Raw genomic sequence first — 17,339 nt, 5'->3', positions numbered from 1 at the left:
AAAATAATGAAAGACGAAAATATAAAGAAGGTGCTCCTCTTAGGTTCTGGAGCCTTGAAGATCGGTGAAGCAGGTGAGTTCGACTACTCAGGTTCGCAGGCCCTGAAGGCATTGCGCGAGGAAGGTATCGAGACTGTGCTCATCAACCCGAATATCGCAACCGTACAGACATCAGAAGGTGTTGCCGACCAGATTTACTTCCTGCCAGTGCAGCCATACTTCGTAGAGCGTGTTATCCAGAAGGAGAATCCAGACGGTATCCTCCTCAGCTTCGGTGGTCAGACAGCCCTCAACTGTGGTGTGGAACTCTATCGCCAGGGCATCCTGGAGAAATATAATGTCAAGGTATTGGGTACTCCAGTTCAGGCTATCATGGATACTGAGGACCGTGAGCTCTTCGTAGAGAAGTTGGATGAAATCAATGTGAAGACCATCAAGAGCGAGGCTTGCGAGAACATCGAGCAGGCCCGCAAGGCTGCTGCCGAACTCGGCTATCCTGTCATCATCCGTGCTGCTTACGCCTTGGGTGGTCTCGGTTCCGGTTTCGCAGACAACGAGGAGGAGCTGAACAAACTCGCTGAGAAGGCTTTCTCTTTCTCTCCACAGGTATTGGTAGAGAAGAGTTTGAAGGGCTGGAAAGAGATTGAGTATGAGGTAGTTCGCGACCGTTACGACAACTGTATCACAGTTTGTAACATGGAGAACTTCGACCCACTGGGAATCCATACTGGTGAGAGTATCGTCATCGCTCCATCTCAGACCCTGAGCAATTCTGAGTATCATAAGCTCCGTGCCCTCGCCATCAAGATTATCCGTCACATCGGAATCGTGGGTGAGTGTAACGTGCAGTATGCCTTCGACCCTAAGAGCGAGGATTATCGTGTAATCGAGGTGAATGCCCGCTTGAGCCGTTCATCAGCCTTGGCATCTAAGGCTACTGGTTATCCTCTTGCCTTCGTTGCAGCCAAGCTCGGTATGGGCTACGGTCTGTTCGAGTTGAAGAACTCTGTAACCAAGACCACATCTGCCTTCTTTGAGCCAGCATTGGACTACGTAGTTTGTAAGATTCCTCGTTGGGACTTGTCTAAGTTCCGTGGCGTAGATAAGGAGTTGGGTTCATCTATGAAGTCAGTAGGTGAGGTAATGGCCATCGGCCGCAACTTCGAGGAGGCCATCCAGAAGGGTCTTCGTATGATTGGTCAGGGCATGCACGGTTTCGTAGAGAACAAGGAACTTGAAATCGATGATATCGATGCAGCTTTGCGCGAGCCAACAGATAAGCGTGTGTTCGTGATTTCAAAGGCAATGCACAAGGGCTATACCGTAGATCAGATTCACGACTTGACCAAGATTGACAAGTGGTTCCTTGAGAAGTTGAAGCATATCATCGACATCGACGAGGCGATGAAGAAGTGCAACATCAATACTCTTGACCAGAATCTGCTCCGTACCGCTAAGGTTTATGGTTTCACCGACTTCCAGGTAGCCCGTGCCGTGGGCTTGGAGCAGGAGTTGGGCAACATGCACAAGGCTGCCCTCCTGGTTCGCAACAAGCGCAAGAGCTATGGCATCCTGCCTGTAGTGAAGCAGATTGATACCCTGGCAGCAGAGTATCCTGCTCAGACCAACTACCTCTATGTAACTTACGCTGGCGTGAAGAGCGACATCACCTTCGAGAACGACCACCGTTCTATCATCGTACTCGGTTCGGGTGCTTACCGCATCGGTTCTTCTGTAGAGTTCGACTGGTGTGGCGTTCAGGCATTGAACACCATCCGCAAGGAAGGCTGGCGCTCAGTGATGATCAACTACAACCCAGAGACCGTATCTACCGACTACGATATGTGCGACCGTCTCTACTTCGACGAGTTGACCTTCGAGCGTGTGATGGATATCATCGAGATGGAGCAGCCTCATGGCGTCATCGTATCTACCGGTGGTCAGATTCCAAACAACCTGGCTATGCATCTGGATGCACAGAATGTGCCAATCCTGGGTACTGCTGCCAAGGACATCGATAACGCTGAGGACCGTGCCAAGTTCTCTCAGATGTTGACCAACAACGGCATCAACCAGCCAGAGTGGAGTGCCCTGACCTCTATGGAGGATATCGACAACTTCATCGAGCGTGTAGGCTTCCCTGTATTGGTTCGTCCTAGCTACGTGCTTTCTGGTGCTGCGATGAACGTATGTTCTAACGAGGAAGAGCTGAAGCGATTCCTGCAGTTGGCTGCCAATGTAAGTGAGGATCACCCAGTGGTAGTAAGTAAGTTTATCGAACATGCCAAGGAGATTGAGATGGATGCAGTGGCAAAGAATGGCGAGGTGATTGCCTATGCCATTTCCGAGCACATCGAGTTTGCCGGTGTTCACTCAGGCGATGCAACCATCCAGTTCCCTCCTCAGAAGTTGTATGTTGAGACAGTTCGTCGTGTGAAGCGAGTAGGTCGTCAGATTGCCAAGGAGTTGCATATCAACGGTCCGTTCAACATCCAGTTCATGGCTCGTGACAATGATATTCTCGTTATCGAGTGTAACTTGCGTGCCAGCCGTTCATTCCCATTCGTGAGCAAGGTATTGAAGATCAACCTCATCGAGTTGGCTACCCGCGTAATGCTCGGTTTGCCAGTAGAGAAGCCACACAAGAACCTCTTCGATCTCGACTATGTAGGTATCAAGGCATCCCAGTTCAGCTTCAACCGTCTGCAGAAGGCAGACCCAGTATTGGGTGTGGATATGAGTAGTACGGGTGAGGTAGGTTGCTTGGGCGACGATACATCTACCGCCCTCTTGAAGAGTATGCTTTCTGTGGGTCATCGCATTCCAGCCAAGAACATCCTGCTTTCTACAGGTTCTGCCAAGCAGAAGGTAGATTTGCTCGATGCTGCCCAGATGCTGGTTAAGCATGGCTACAAGCTGTATGCAACCGGTGGTAGTAGCAAGTTCCTCACCGAGAATGGCATTGAGAACACCCGTGTGCTTTGGCCATCAGAGGAGGCAGAAGGCGGTGCGCCTAAGGCTTTGGAGATGCTCCACAACCATGAGATTGATATGGTAGTGAATATTCCAAAGAACTTGACCAGCAGCGAGTTGAGCAATGGTTACAAAATTCGTCGTGCAGCCATCGACCTGAATGTGCCATTGATTACCAACAGCCGTCTGGCGAGTGCATTCATCTATGCATTCTGCACCACCAAGCTGGAGGATATTGATATCAAGGCTTGGGGAGAATATAAATAATGTTTAGTGATTATTTATTAGTGTTTAAGAATTGACAGTTAAGTCATTCTTGATGATTCTCAATAGAAAAATCCCTGCTGTAGGAAAGGCTTCCTATGGCAGGGATTTTTATTTGAACAAAAAAGCCGTGAAAACTTTGGTTGTTTCAAAAATAAATCCGTAACTTTGCACATGTAAACTGGTTAAATTTCATTGCATGATGAAAATGTGGTGTTCTTGTGAATTTTAACACAGATAATCTTGATTAGAATGGCTCGTATGAGTCTGATAACTCTATCTTTTATCACAAAACATGTCTTTATAACTCTATATTTTAGCAAAGTTAACATAAAATAATTGCTTATCTCGCTAATAATCAGTATATTTGCGCATAATCTTTTAAAGGATCAAAAAAACTGAGAATATGGCTAGAGCAACAGGTTCAATCAATTATTTGGAGCATCGCACGCCCTTGAAGGACGAAAGCGGTAAGTATCAGATACATCCGATGTTCGTGAAACAGGATGTCGTTGACAGGGAGAAGATGGAAAAGCGTGTTCGCGATCATTGTGCGATGAACGTTTCGTCCTTTATCTCCGCATTGGAAACGCTGGAGGATGAAACGCTTTATGCCTTGGCTGAGGGCAACGAGGTGAGGGTAGGCGATATGTTTATCGTCAAGCCTAAGTTGGGGATGGTGAAGCATAAGGACAAGAATGGAATCGAATGGAAAAGAACCTATCATGAGGGGGATCTGATTCCAGCCAATGAGGTGGATATCTGCGGCTTGGAAATTCAGCCCACGAAGGAGTTTCTGGAAAGGCTGAAGCGTCACTCTAATGGCTGCAGCCGACAGTATTGGAGTGTGAAATCTACTCCGAAAGAGGCGGATAAGGAGTTTGCTGATATTGTAGAGATTTGTCAGCAGCAGGGTTATATCACGGTGAAGGATATGATTCGTGAATTCGGTGTCACCCGCTATCATGCCAATAAGGTGTTGAATGATCTCTGTGAGGAACCGGCTGCCAGAATGTATGCTACCAAGGAAGGTCCAATAACGCTCTATCGTTTGTGGAAGAAGGAGTAACTAAGACGTAGTTGTTGAAACGGCTCTTTAGGTTGACGGAATCGTTTCCTTAACTTGAATAAAGCGTCTCTTCTCGTTGAAGGATGCGTCTCCGAGAGTTAAAAGAAGCGTTTCCTGGAGTCAGAACAAGCGTCTTTTAGAGTACAAGCATATACCTTCTCAGACATTGCCACTAGGCTCAGCAGCTCTGCCGAGCCTAGTCAGCAGGTCTGCTGACTGCAGTCAGCACCTCTGCTGAGCCTAGTGACAACACCTTTTAGTCGTATAGCTATAACCTCTTTAGTCGTACAACTATAACCTCTTTAGTTGTACAACTATACACTTTTTAGTTGTACAATCGTAAAATGATGATACTTCTATGATATATTGGGTGCTCTCATTCAATCCAAACATACAGCATCTTCCTTTTATAACGTTCGTTTGCTTTTGTTCTATTTCAACGAACGAAATGAGGAAAAGCAGCTTCTCCTAATTCTGGCTCATATTCAAAACCTTCGTAACTGAAGCCTGCCAGTTCCTCTGGAGTAAGAAGCTGATTATTCAAGATATATCTCACCATGGCTCCACGGCAAGATTTAGCCCATACAGCCTGCATCTTCAATCTGCCGTCTTTCTGGCGGACATAAAAGAGTGGCTGAATGACCTTTATCTCCTGACAGACTCTCTTCCAATCAAACAGATGTTCATATTCCTCTGTAGAAAGATGGATGAGTATACCGTCGTCAGCTTTCACACTATCGATGAGAACATCTGTCAGTTTGTCTTTCCAGAACTGATTGATAGGCTTGTCGTTTGTAGCTTCGAGCGATACGCAATGCTCCATACGATAAGGTACGATGCCATCCAACGGTCGAAGCAATCCATAAAGGAAGCAGGTAATCCAGAGATGTTTCTGGGCATACTCTAACGACTCCTCGCTCAAAGAACTGGCACGCAAATGTTTGTATGCCTGACCATTGTAAGCCAGGATAGCAGGCATCTTCTCTGCAGCCATAAAATCATGATATCGCTTCCAGTTCGTCATTGCAATCTTGCTGCTGCAATCCAGTTGCTTAGCCAATTCCTCTACATTCATCATTGCCATTTCTTTGGCCAAGTCATTGGCAACTGATTGGAATAGTGGCACGGAGATAGGCTTCCTGTCTGCCTTCTCAAACATGATTTTGGCATTTGCCAATAATATCTGCATAATAATCAATCTTTTGAATTGTACTTGCAAAGATAAGAAAAAATCAATATACAATGCTAAATAGCCAAGAAAAATCCTATAAAATTAAAATTTTTTATAAAACGAGCATTATATAGTACTTTTTCTTGTGTAATCTATAAATATTTGTTACCTTTGCCCCATGAAAACATTATTAGACGTTCATACACATACAATAGCATCAGGTCATGCCTTCAGCAGTTTGCAGGAAATGACCTTGGCAGCAAAGGAGAAAGGGTTGGATATCTTGGGAATCACAGAGCACGGTCCCAATATCCCGGGTACCTGTGATCCTATTTATTTCAGAAACCTTCATTGTGTTCCACGCCAGCTCTATGGAATCAAACTGATGCTTGGAGCAGAACTCAACATCCTCAATACGAAGGGAGATATCGATCTCGACGAGGATTACTGGCGTATGCTGGATATCCGAATAGCAGGCATCCATAGCCTTTGCTGGCAGGGAGGAAGTAAGGAGGAGAATACGCAGGGTGTCATCAATGCCATGCGCAATCCCTTCGTGCAGATTATCTCTCATCCCGGCGATGGTACGGCAGAACTGGATTTCGAAGAACTCATGAAAGTTTCCAGGGAGACGCATACCTTGCTTGAAATCAACAACCATTCCATGGCTCCCATCCGCCACAAGACGGTGGCTGCTCCCAATAATCTGGAACTGCTGGAACTTGCCAAGAAGTATGAAACTCCAGTCATCTTCGGAAGTGATGCCCACTTCTCTGCGATGATTGCCGACTACAGCAACATTATGCCACTGGTAGAAAAAGCAGAGTTCCCGGATGAGCTGGTTCTCAACTATCAGCCAGAGAAATTCATGGCTTACCTCAAGCCAACCCCTGAGAAATAGGAAAATTTAGTTTCACATTTCAATTTACATGACTATGATTATAGAAGAAATCATCAAGTATAATGAAAACTTCGTAGCCAGTAAGGCTTACGAAAAGTATCTTACGAGTAAATATCCAGACAAGAAACTTGCCATTCTTTCCTGTATGGACACCCGCCTCACTGAGCTTCTGCCAGCAGCTTTGGGCCTGAAGAACGGAGATGCCAAACTCATTAAGAACGCCGGTGGACTGGTTATCAGTCCTTTCGACTCTGCCATGCGTAGTCTCCTTGTAGCCATCTACGAATTGGGTGTAGAGGAAATCATGGTCATCGCCCACTCCAACTGCGGTGCATGCCACATGAACGGACAGCAGATGAAGAAATTGATGCTCAAACGTGGCATCCATCAGAATGTTATCGATACCATCGGGCTTTGCGGCATCGACCTCGACCATTGGCTGGAGGGATTCCACGACACAGAGGATTCTGTAAGGAATACCATCAATACGATCCGTACACACCCTCTCGTACCAAAAGACGTCAATCTTCATGGCTATATCATTGACTCACAGACGGGCAAACTGACAGAAGTGAAATAGAATAAAGGTATTATTTTAATTAAAACACATAACAGCAGTTTGTTGTACTTTCACCTTCCCTCTATGATGCTCTTTCCAAGAAAGTAACTTTCGTTACAGCCCCCACATATCATTCAGCATACTGATTGCTGACTCCGAGCGGAAGACATGATTGCGGAAGGTGATGATGCCTTCGGGAGCAAGATGGTCTTCGAAGGAATTCACCAGGAAATCTGCTTCGAGCAGAATGCGATGGTCGAGGCTGGTTACATCCTTATAAGTATGATGATGGGCAATGAGCCAGCAGATTCTTTCTATCTGTGCGGCTGTGAATCCTTCAACTTCTGACAGTACTTTTCTTGCCTCGTCAGGACCCAGTTCTTCCTGATGCTTGCCATCGCAGTTGCCGTATCTGGCTTCTGAAACGTGAATGCCTACATCGTGAAGAATGGCTGCTGCTTCGAGCACGAAGAGGTCTTCCTCGTTCATTCCTTCTGCTATTGCAATCATACGGGCAAAGTCGTGTACCTTTACGAAATGCTGGATGCGAGGCGCATCGCTACCATCATATTTTATCATCGCCCTCATCAAATTGGCGAGTATCAATTCCTTGTTTGTCATAATCTTATGTTTTTTACCAATAAAAAGAATACTAATCGAAGAGCTTCTTCCAAATCCACAATACCGCTATGGCGCCAATGACGCAGAAGACGAAGTTGGTAAGATAACCCTTGCCAAACAGTTCTATGTTCAGTAGATTGCTGATGATGGCGCCGGCATAACTGCCCACAATACCTATGAATAGGTTCATACAACATCCTTTGCCTTCTCCGCTCATGATGCGGTTGGCAATATAGCCAATGAAAATTCCCGTAAGGATTGGCCACGCTGTGAAATCTGCAATGTGTTCTAACATATTTTTTTCCCACTTCGTTCGTTTTGTTCTTTATTGATGGATGTAATCCAGAATCTGCTCGGCATGAATCTTGGTCTTGATCTCTTTAGGAGTGAAGATCTTCTCAATGACGCCTTCTTCGTTGACAAGATAGGTAGTGCGGAGGATGCCGATGGTCTTTCTGCCGCAGGTTACCTTCTCGCCCCAGCAGCCGAGTTCCTGCAGTAGGGTGGTTTCGGTATCTGCGATAAGAGGGAACTGCAAACCCTTGGTTTCGGCAAACTTCTTCTGCAGAGCTTGCTTGTCCTTGCTTACGCCGATAATCTCATAACCGGCTGCTGCCAGCTCCTCCTTATGTGCCTGCAGTGAGCAGGCCTCGGCAGTGCATCCGCTGGTGTTAGCCTTCGGATAACTGTAGAGCACAATCTTGCGACCACGATAATCGCTTGCCTTTATCTCACGTCCGTCCTGGTCAATGCCAAGAATCTCTGGTATTTTATCTCCTACATTCATAATTCTATATTTATTTATTATATGTCTTGTTATGATGCAAAGATAATAAAAATAATGCGAACCGATGTGATTCTTATGATTTTTAACACAAATAATCGTTGTTTATCTTTCTACCTGGAAGTTTAAACGAATCTTTCTTTTGGATAAAAAAAAGAAAAATATTGGGAGGATATTTGGTAATATGCTGATATTTACTTACTTTTGTGTGATGAACGTTCATCGTATGAAACAGGGAGCGTGATACTAAACAGGTAAAAAAGGAAGAAAATGAAGAAGATATTTTTGTTTATATTATTCTGTCTTTCCGTATGCAGCATGTCGGCTTACGACTTTCTGCGAGCTGTGAAAGATGAGATTCCGGGAGGTTACAACTTCTGGGTTTATACGCCGGTAGATTATTTCTATTCGCAAGAGCAGACACCGGTCATCATCTTTCTGCATGGTGCCAGTCTTTGTGGAAGAAATCTGAATAAGGTGAGAAGATACGGACCGCTTGATGCCATCGTCAAGGGGCGCGATATTGATGCGCTGACCATCGTTCCGCAGAATCCGGGAGGAGCCTGGAATCCGAAGAAAATCATGGATATGCTAGACTGGGTGAAGAAGAATTACCCATGCGATTCTAATAGAGTTTATGTCTTGGGTATGAGTTTGGGCGGTTATGGCACCATGGATGTCTGTGCTACTTATCCCGATAGGATAGCTGCCGGTATGGCGCTGTGTGGCGGCTGTTCGTATAAGGATGTGAGTGGATTGGGCGATTTGCCATTCTGGATTATCCATGGCACAGCAGATAGGGCAGTACCGGTCAAGCAATCGAAGGTTGTGGTAGATAAACTTGAAAAGGATGGCAAGGATACCCGATTGATATACGACTGGTGGAAGGGTGCCAATCACGGTACCCCTGCCCGCGTGTTTTATCTGAAGAAAACCTATCAGTGGCTCTTCTCTCACAGCCTTTCAGATAAGGACAGACCCGTGAACCGCAACATCAGTTTTACGATGAGTGATCTGGGCAGAGCATATGGTGATGTGAACAGAAATGCCCCTCAGCCTGAACTCATCGATGGTCCGAGTGTGATCAAGCAAGAGGGAAATGAATATTAAGGAATCAGGTGAACAGTTCTGCTACCTTCCCCAGCCAATTCTTATCAATATCATCGAAGGTGCTGAGGTGTTCGCTGTCAATATCCAGTACGGCGATTACCTCACCATTCCTGATAACAGGTACTACAATCTCCGAACGGGAGGCGCTGCTGCAGGCAATATGCCCCGGAAATTTCTCAACATCTTCTACCACGATGGTTTCCGCCTTGTCCCAAGCTGTGCCGCAAACTCCCTTGCCCCTTTTGATGCGGGTGCAGGCCAGCGGTCCCTGAAAAGGACCCAGCACAAGGGTTCCGTCGATGACCCGGTAGAAGCCCACCCACCAGAAGTGGAAGGTGTCCATGATGCATGCTGAAATATTCGCCATATTGGCGATGATGTCGCTTTCGCCCTCTACGAGCGACTTGAGCTGAGGGAGGAGCGTGGCGTAAAGTTCCTCCTTCGTTTCTCCTTTTATAATAAGATGTTCTGCCATGATGTTTTTACTTTTCAATTCTGTGTCTATTATCTGTTTAGATATTCTATCTCTGCAAAAGTAATAAAAATAATTGAAATACTGTCATTTTCATAGAATTATTTCTATCCTTTCAATCTTTTTTCGTACTTTTGCACCATCAATTAAAATAAAGAAAATCCAGTTTTTAAAATGTGAAGTAAGAAAATGGCTGATAAAGATATGAAATGGAAGACGCTCTCGCAGAAGTATCTGATAGAGAAGCCATGGCTCACGGCACGAGTGGATAAGGTGGAATTGCCTACGGGAGCCATTATCGATGAATATTACGTGCTGGAATATCCCGATTGGGTGAACACCATCGCCATTACGAAGGACGGAATGTTCGTATTTGTGCGCCAGTATCGCTATGCGATAGGTAAGACGGTGAATGAACTCTGCGCAGGAGTGATAGAGAAGGGCGAGGACCCGATGGCGGCTGCCAAGCGAGAGCTGATGGAAGAGACTGGGTTCGGTGGCGGAAACTGGCAGAAGTGGATGACGATTTCGGCTAATCCGAGCACTCATACCAATCTTACCCATTGCTATTTGGCTACGGATGTGGAGCGCATGGATGTTCAGCATCTTGACCAGGCTGAGGATATCGAGGTTCGCCTCTTCTCCAGGGATGAAGTGATGGATATGCTAGAGAAGGGAGAAATCTGGCAAAGCCTGATGGCGGCTCCGCTTTGGAAGTATTTTGCGAAAGCAAAGTAAGCTGCAGGACTTCATCTGCTCGAGCAAACAGCAGAACTTCGTTTGCTCGAGCAAAGTAAACATTAAACAATAAACATTAAATATTATAAAAATGGTAATAGATTTCGAAAAAATTGCTGAGGCTCATTTGGAGGGCTTCAAGGGTGGACAGGGTAAACTTGATACTCGTAACTATGTGGATGACAAGGTGAAGATTATGTATTCTACCTTGCGTCCGGGTGCATCAACTGGTCTTCATACTCACGAGGGCAACTGCGAGATTATCTATGTGGTAAGCGGCACTGCTACTTTCCATTATGATGATGTCGTAGAAGAGATTCGCCAGGGACAGGTGCATTACTGCCCAATGAACCATGCTCATTATATGGAGAATCTCACAGATCATGATCTGGTGTATCTCGCCATTGTGCCTGAGCATCATTAATATCCTTGAAGTATCTGGGAAAACCATATCATATTCCTCCTGAGGAAAATGTAAAAAGAAAGTCCAACTCGGATGCCTCTCTCTTAAAGGCTCCAAGCTGGACTTTCATCGTTTTTATTTTCTTCATATTACTCTTCTTCATTCTCTAGCAAGTCGGTGCCGAGGTGGGTGGTCTGCTCACGCTTCAATCGGTCGCGCACTTCCTTAGGCTTGGTGGCGTAGGTAATCATTCGGATGGAATCGTTGTAGCTCACGTACTTCCAGAGCCAGTTGAGCAATACCATTACCTTGTTCTTTACTCCGAGGATGGAGCGGAGGTGAACCACCAGCCACAATACCCAGGCAAAGAAGCCCTGACTGTGGAACTTGCCAAGCTCTACTACAGCCTTGTGTCTTCCGATGGTAGCCATAGAACCCAGGTTCTTGTAGCGGAAAGGCTTGAGCTGCTGGTCGATGTTTGGGGCTGAAGAACCAGGATGCTTCTCATTCTCCTCATCTGCCTTCGCAATCTTCTGGATATTCTTAGCCAGGAGTGCTGCCTGCTGAATGGCTACCTGAGCCAACTGTGGATGACCGCCAGGATAAGCTGGGGCTGTGGTCTGGATACACTGGTCGCCGATGGCGAAGAGACCGTCCATGCCAGGGATGCGGTTGAATTCATCTACTACGATTCGGAAACCACGGCCCAGATGGTCGCCATCGATACCCGTGATAGGCTGTGCCTTTACACCTGATACCCAGAGGAAGGTGCGGGTAGGAATCTCCTGACCGTCCTTCATCAGGACCTTGTGGTCCTTGTAGTCGGTTACCATTTTGCCAAACTGTACATCCACACCCATACTGGTAAGGAATTCGTATGCTTTCTTAGAAGAGTCCTGTGACATTCCGGCGAGCAGTCTGTCGCCCGCTTCCAGAAGATAGATGTGCATCAGAGATGAGTCCATATCAGGATAATCATAAGGAATCACGTAGCGCTTCATTTCAGAGAGGGCTCCGGCAATCTCTACACCTGTGGCACCACCGCCTACAATGACCACGTTCAGGAGTTCCTGTCGCTCCTCTTCTGTGGCACAAGTCAGTGCACGCTCCAGGTTGCTCAACACAGCGTTGCGCAATCCCATTGCCTCTGAAACGGTCTTCATCGGAATAGCCCACTTCTCGATGTTGGCATTGCCATAGAAATTGGTAGTGGTTCCTGCTGCGAACACCAGGTAATCGTACTCAATCTTACCGATGGAAGTTTGCAGAATCTTCTTGTCTGGGAATACGGCTCTCGCCTCTGCCATGCGGAAGTAGAAGTTCTTGCGCTTGCGGAAAATCTGGCGGAAAGGGAAGGAGATGGAGCTTGGGTCGATACCTGCTGAGGCAATCTGATAGATAAGTGGAGGAAACTGATGGAAGTTATTCTTATCAATCAACACCACCTGCAGGTTTGCCTTGCTCAGGTCTTCTGCCAAGCGAAGGCCACCGAGTCCGCCACCTACAATCACTACTCTCTTCAACTGATTTCTCTTGATATTAATGCTCATAACTACTTCTGTTTTTTATATATTAATTACATATATTTGCTGAAAATTCTATTCTTTATAAGGCGCAATGCCTGGTACTCGCAGAAAATTCGATTGCAAAGGTACAACTTTTTTATGAGGCGGCAAAAGAAGATGGGTAGAAATATGGGATTGAAGCTTGTTGCAATCGTTCTCATTTTATATTCTTGCAAATGATGTTACAAAATGTAATATGCAGATAGCATTTTTACTTTGGCGGTGGATGGCTTGAAGGAATATACTTCCAAGGCTTCGGGCTTGTTCATGATGGGAGTTTTTCTTTTTTTTATCATTCCGCAATCTGGTGAATCACATAGGTAACCACGCCCCAGATCATGAAGCGGTTGGTTTCATCTACCCGGATAGGGGAGAAGTTCTTGTTCCATGGGATGAGCCAGCCGAAGGTGCCGCTCTCATCCATCTTGAATTTGTGCCTTGTATGGCCTGGCGTATGGTGCCATAACCATTCTTCCGGTTGATGGCGTCGATAGCCTCCATCAGCTTTTTTGCTTGCTTCGGTCGATGGGGTCGAAGAGGTCTTGCTGGCGAGGATGGTCGGGTGAGGCTACCTTGTCTCCTTAATTTTTCTGTACAACGTACAGCGAAATTAGCCACGGCTTCTTCTATCACATTTTTGTCGGTAATGCCCTCGTTGGCAAAACTCCTGCTGGTGCAGATGCTCTTCTTCTGCGGTAATTCCTCGATGCTGATGCAGCTTTCGCCATTCAGTTCTTTCCATGTTCTTAGGGTGGTGATATTGAAATGGCTGCGGACCCAACTTTCTTTCTTGTCGGCAAACTGAGCGGCGGTCCTGATGCCCATATAATCGAGCTTTCGGGCTATCTGTCTGCCTATTCCCCATACATCTTCTACGGGGAAGAGAGACAGCGCCTTGTGTCTCCGTTCATCTGTGTCGATGAGGCAGCAGCCTTGGAAGCCCTTGTATTTCTTGGCGAATTTAGAGCCGATTTTCGCCAATGTCTTCGTTTCTGCAATGCCTACGGATATCGGGATTCCAACAGCCCGAAGTACATCTGCCGATATTTTGGAGCCATAGCGATAGAGCAGGCTATCGGGCTTTTCTGACAGCTCGTCTATTGTTATTTTATTGAACAAAGTAGGATGGTCTTCCGTATGCTCCCGAAAGAAAACTTTCGCCATTGATTCGTCTGCCTCGAAGAAACTCTCATCGATAGAGTATTGGTCGATGCGTGGGGAATAATGGGATAGCATCGACATCACGCGGTTGGAGAGCGAACCGTAGAGCGTATAGTTGCTCGAGAAGATAGCCACTCCTTCAGCCTCCAGTTTTTCCTTCACCTGATAGAAGGGGTCGCCCATCTTATAGCCCAATGCCTTAGCTTCTTCAGAGCGTGCGATGACGCACCCGTCGTTGTTACTCAATACAACCACGGGCTTTCCTGTCAGGTCGGGGCGAAACACTCGCTCGCACGAACAGTAGAAGTTGTTGCAGTCTGCCAGTCCTATCATATCTTATCATTAACACCTCTTGTTCTCACCAGAAATCCTGGTATAATGTGCAAAAATACAAAAAATAATCCGAAAACGATAGTTTTTCATTCAAGTTTTTTGTCGTTTCGTGATTTATTCTTACCTTTGTGGTCATAAGCTAGTATTGAAACATTATAAAACTGAACGATATGAATGATAAGAATAACATGTTGGCATTGAGCCAGGAGCGTTTTTCGGCTCGCAAGTTTACTCCGGAGGCGGTGAGCCAGGAGGATCTGGACTATATCATGGAGTGTGTGCGCCTGGCACCATCGGCAGTGAACAGGCAGCCTTGGCGCTGGCTCATCGTGCGCTCAGAAGAGGCGAAGAAGAAACTGCAGGAGTGCTACGACCGCGAATGGTTCAAGACGGCTCCTATATATATTATAGGTATGAAAAACGTGAATGAGAACTGGGTGCGCAGATATGATGAGAAACCGCATGGCGATATTGATGTGGCGATAGCGGCAGAGCATCTCTGTCTGGCTGCCACCGAAAAGGGACTGGGTACCTGCTGGGTCTGCAATTACGATACGGAGAAGATGCAGCAGTTCTTTGCTCGCGAGGGCTATGAGGCGGTGGTAATCATTCCTGTAGGTCATATTGCTGAAGACTGTCCACGCACAGAGAAGAAGCGCAAGGAGATGAGCGAAATCACGGAAGAAATCTAGTTCTGATATAAAATCTGGTACAAAAAAGAAGCTGTATGGAAATGAACGAAGAATCCATCCTGGCATGGAATATCATAGAAAAGACAAATGCCAACCTCTTCCTTACCGGAAAGGCGGGCACAGGTAAGACGACCTTCCTCAAGCGATTGAAAGAACTGTCGCCAAAACGAATGATTGTGCTTGCTCCTACGGGCATTGCAGCCATCAACGCCGGAGGAATGACCATCCATTCGTTCTTCCAGCTTCCCTTCTCGCCATACGTGCCGGGCACGACCTTTGGCAGCGGCGAACAGAAACGCTATCAGTTCAGCAAGCTCAAGCGCAATATCATCCGCAGTATCGACCTGCTCGTTATCGACGAAATCAGTATGGTGCGCAGCGATCTGCTCGATGCTGTAGATTCTGTGCTTCGCCAGTATCGCAAGCGCCACGATTTGCCTTTTGGTGGTGTGCAACTCCTGATGATAGGCGATTTGCAGCAGCTGGCACCCGTGGTTACGCCACAGGAAGAGCATCTGCTGGGGCAGCATTATGATACTCCTTTCTTCTTCAGCAGCAATGCTCTGAAGCAGGTGGGTTATCTCACCATCGAACTTAAGAAGGTGTACAGGCAGCAGGATGAACAGTTTATCTCGCTGCTCAACCAGATTAGGGAGAATAAGGCTTCTGAAGCTACGCTGCAGGCTCTGAACCAGCGCTATATTCCAAATTTTGTACCACCTAAGGAGGGCAATTATATCAGGCTTACCACCCATAATGCACCTGCCCAGTATATCAACGAACAGCAGCTCGCTGCCTTGCCTGCGCAGTCATTTTCTTTTACAGCAGAAATAGAGGGCGATTTCCCAGAAACATCTTATCCTGCCGATTTCAAGCTCACATTGAAGCCGGGAGCCCAGGTGATGTTCATCAAGAACGACCCGCAGCACCGTTTTTATAATGGTATGATAGGCGAGGTGATAGGGGTTAGGACCGATGAAGACGGCAGCAAGATTACCGTTCGCAGTAAGGATTCGGGCGAGGAATTTGACCTGGAGAAAATGGAGTGGACCAATGCGAAATATACGCTGAACGAGAAAACCAAGGAGATAGAGGAGACGGTGGAAGGAAAATTCATGCAGTATCCTCTGCGTCTGGCGTGGGCGATAACTATCCACAAGAGTCAGGGACTTACTTTCGAACATGCCATCATCGATGCTTCTCATTCTTTTACCCATGGTCAGACCTATGTGGCACTGAGCCGCTGCAAGACTTTGGAGGGCATGGTGCTCAGTCAACCGCTTTCTCGCGGAGCCATTATCAGCAGTCAGACGGTGGATGCGTTCACCAGCCAGCTTGCTGCGCCTAGTCAGGAGCAAATCAGCAGCCTGGAGCTGCAATACATCATTTATTGCATCAGCGAACTCTTCGATTTTTATTCCATCAGAGCCAGCTATGAGCATCTGATGCGCTGCCTGGTAGAGTTTTTTAATGGTAAATATCCGCGCGTGGTAAGCGAGTATCAGAAGTTGCAGGTGGTGCTGAAGAGTCTGATAGCCGTATCGGATAAATTCCGTGTGCAGTATACGGGTATGCTTGCCCGAAATCCTGATGTAAGACAGGCTGAGCTGCAAGACCGTATTCATAAGGGAGCTATGTATTTTCTTGACAAAATCGGCATTCTGAGTGATTTAATCAGAAAGTCGAATCTTGATACAGACAACAAGGTGGCTAGGAAACAGTTTGAAGACCGCTTCTCTGTTTTCTCAGAGGATGTAAAATTAAAAGAACGGCTTTTGAAGTATGAATGTAGTGCAGAATTCACGGTAACAGATTATCTGAAAAAGAAGGCCCAGTTCTTGCTGTTGGATGCAGATGCCTCATCAGATAGCGGTTCGGGTAGAAAGTCAAGGAGACAGAAGAAACCGAATGAACCGAAGGTGCCGAAAGTCGCTTCGAAGGAGGTAAGTTATGATTTCTATATGCAGGGAATGACGGTAGATCAGATTGCTGCTAAGCGGGGTTATACCAAAGGTACCATTATTGGTCATCTTACTCCTTATGTGAAAGAAGGAAAGATTGGACTGCGGGCGCTGATTTCAAGTGCCCATGAAAAGAAAATCCGTGATTTCATGAAGGCTCATCCTGAATTGGAGCTTTTTAGTGAAATAAAGGAAGCTTTGGGAGCTGGTATTGATTATTACGAAATCAAACTGGTTCATGATTTGATGGAGGGGGAATAAAGGTTTTCTTCCACCATATTATAATAATAGCCGTAACTATATTTGCAGTAGTTACGGCTATTGTTTTTCTTAAAAATCTAGAGTTGGCTCACAGCCTTTTCCAACTGCTGTAAAGCCTGTTTGATAACACTTCTTGGTGCAGCCACATTCAATCGCATGAATCCTTCTCCGCCAGGTCCGAACATCTCCCCATCATTCAATGCCAGATGAGCCTTGTCGATGAATAGGTCGAGAAGCGCATCGTGTGAAAGATGCAGGTCTCGGCAGTTGAGCCATACGAGGAAGGAAGCCTGTGGATTCC

Annotated in this window: 16 protein-coding genes and 1 pseudogene; 9 read left to right on the top strand and 8 right to left on the bottom strand. The window is 46.4% G+C overall.

The annotated features are described in order from the left end of the window. Positions 1-6: 6 nt before the first annotated feature. Positions 7-3,240: a carbamoyl-phosphate synthase (glutamine-hydrolyzing) large subunit gene (gene carB, locus KUA48_RS03850; RefSeq protein WP_218432740.1), complete on the top strand. Its 3,234-nt coding sequence runs from the start codon at positions 7-9 to the stop codon at positions 3,238-3,240. Positions 3,241-3,643: 403 nt separating this feature from the next. Further along, the gene (locus tag KUA48_RS03845) at positions 3,644-4,306 is read left to right on the top strand and encodes a hypothetical protein (RefSeq protein WP_118063809.1); all 663 of its coding nucleotides are present in this window, start codon (positions 3,644-3,646) and stop codon (positions 4,304-4,306) included. A gap of 436 nt (positions 4,307-4,742) precedes the next feature. Here the strand turns inward: KUA48_RS03845 and KUA48_RS03840 are convergent, their stop codons facing one another. Beyond that, a complete protein-coding gene (locus KUA48_RS03840; protein ID WP_153080843.1) occupies positions 4,743-5,495 on the bottom strand; it encodes a YaaA family protein in 753 nt (250 codons plus the stop codon). A 160-nt stretch (positions 5,496-5,655) separates the two neighbouring features. On the opposite strand from KUA48_RS03840, the gene KUA48_RS03835 reads away from it, so the two are divergent. After that, complete coding sequence (locus KUA48_RS03835) at positions 5,656-6,378, top strand: phosphatase (protein ID WP_118063813.1); 723 nt, start codon at positions 5,656-5,658, stop codon at positions 6,376-6,378. A gap of 37 nt (positions 6,379-6,415) precedes the next feature. Further along, positions 6,416-6,958 (top strand): carbonic anhydrase, encoded by a 543-nt coding sequence (locus tag KUA48_RS03830; protein ID WP_117587733.1) that lies wholly within the window; start codon positions 6,416-6,418, stop codon positions 6,956-6,958. Between the two features lie 93 nt (positions 6,959-7,051). Here KUA48_RS03830 and KUA48_RS03825 read toward each other — a convergent pair whose 3' ends face one another. The 3 genes from KUA48_RS03825 to KUA48_RS03815 are packed head-to-tail and all read right to left on the bottom strand — an operon-like array spanning position 7,052 to position 8,345. Beyond that, a complete protein-coding gene (locus tag KUA48_RS03825) occupies positions 7,052-7,558 on the bottom strand; it encodes an HD domain-containing protein (protein ID WP_153094093.1) in 507 nt (168 codons plus the stop codon). A gap of 31 nt (positions 7,559-7,589) precedes the next feature. Continuing rightward, positions 7,590-7,853 (bottom strand): GlsB/YeaQ/YmgE family stress response membrane protein, encoded by a 264-nt coding sequence (locus KUA48_RS03820; protein ID WP_022120864.1) that lies wholly within the window; start codon positions 7,851-7,853, stop codon positions 7,590-7,592. Positions 7,854-7,883: 30 nt separating this feature from the next. Then, on the bottom strand, positions 7,884-8,345 hold the full coding sequence (locus tag KUA48_RS03815) for a peroxiredoxin (protein ID WP_117727864.1): 462 nt from the start codon (positions 8,343-8,345) through the stop codon (positions 7,884-7,886). 267 nt (positions 8,346-8,612) lie between these two features. On the opposite strand from KUA48_RS03815, the gene KUA48_RS03810 reads away from it, so the two are divergent. Then, complete coding sequence (locus KUA48_RS03810; protein ID WP_228112643.1) at positions 8,613-9,452, top strand: prolyl oligopeptidase family serine peptidase; 840 nt, start codon at positions 8,613-8,615, stop codon at positions 9,450-9,452. A 4-nt stretch (positions 9,453-9,456) separates the two neighbouring features. Here KUA48_RS03810 and KUA48_RS03805 read toward each other — a convergent pair whose 3' ends face one another. Next, positions 9,457-9,927, bottom strand: a complete 471-nt coding sequence (locus KUA48_RS03805) for a GAF domain-containing protein (RefSeq protein WP_022120868.1) — start codon at positions 9,925-9,927, stop codon at positions 9,457-9,459. A gap of 186 nt (positions 9,928-10,113) precedes the next feature. On the opposite strand from KUA48_RS03805, the gene KUA48_RS03800 reads away from it, so the two are divergent. Further along, positions 10,114-10,662, top strand: a complete 549-nt coding sequence (locus KUA48_RS03800; protein WP_153073211.1) for an NUDIX hydrolase — start codon at positions 10,114-10,116, stop codon at positions 10,660-10,662. A gap of 91 nt (positions 10,663-10,753) precedes the next feature. After that, positions 10,754-11,086, top strand: a complete 333-nt coding sequence (locus KUA48_RS03795; RefSeq protein ID WP_218432742.1) for a cupin domain-containing protein — start codon at positions 10,754-10,756, stop codon at positions 11,084-11,086. A gap of 128 nt (positions 11,087-11,214) precedes the next feature. Here KUA48_RS03795 and KUA48_RS03790 read toward each other — a convergent pair whose 3' ends face one another. Together KUA48_RS03790 and KUA48_RS03785 are read right to left on the bottom strand one after the other, a co-directional pair. After that, the gene (locus tag KUA48_RS03790; RefSeq protein ID WP_218432748.1) at positions 11,215-12,615 is read right to left on the bottom strand and encodes an NAD(P)/FAD-dependent oxidoreductase; all 1,401 of its coding nucleotides are present in this window, start codon (positions 12,613-12,615) and stop codon (positions 11,215-11,217) included. Positions 12,616-12,987: 372 nt separating this feature from the next. Next, on the bottom strand, positions 12,988-14,124 hold the full coding sequence (locus KUA48_RS03785) for a Y-family DNA polymerase (protein WP_218432750.1): 1,137 nt from the start codon (positions 14,122-14,124) through the stop codon (positions 12,988-12,990). A 170-nt stretch (positions 14,125-14,294) separates the two neighbouring features. Between KUA48_RS03785 and KUA48_RS03780 the strand changes: the two genes are divergently transcribed. Continuing rightward, a complete protein-coding gene (locus KUA48_RS03780) occupies positions 14,295-14,816 on the top strand; it encodes a nitroreductase family protein (protein WP_153080056.1) in 522 nt (173 codons plus the stop codon). Between the two features lie 35 nt (positions 14,817-14,851). Further along, a complete protein-coding gene (locus tag KUA48_RS03775; protein WP_153073214.1) occupies positions 14,852-17,038 on the top strand; it encodes a helix-turn-helix domain-containing protein in 2,187 nt (728 codons plus the stop codon). Between the two features lie 77 nt (positions 17,039-17,115). On the opposite strand, the pseudogene KUA48_RS03770 reads toward KUA48_RS03775, so the two are convergent. Beyond that, positions 17,116-17,334, bottom strand: a pseudogene (locus KUA48_RS03770) (cystathionine beta-lyase); the annotation flags it as partial. Between the last annotated feature and the right edge of the window lie 5 nt (positions 17,335-17,339).

This window comes from Segatella copri, from assembly GCF_019249795.2.
In the GTDB taxonomy this organism is placed as follows: domain Bacteria; phylum Bacteroidota; class Bacteroidia; order Bacteroidales; family Bacteroidaceae; genus Prevotella; species Prevotella copri_B.
This window is presented reverse-complemented; position numbering and strand designations above follow the sequence as displayed.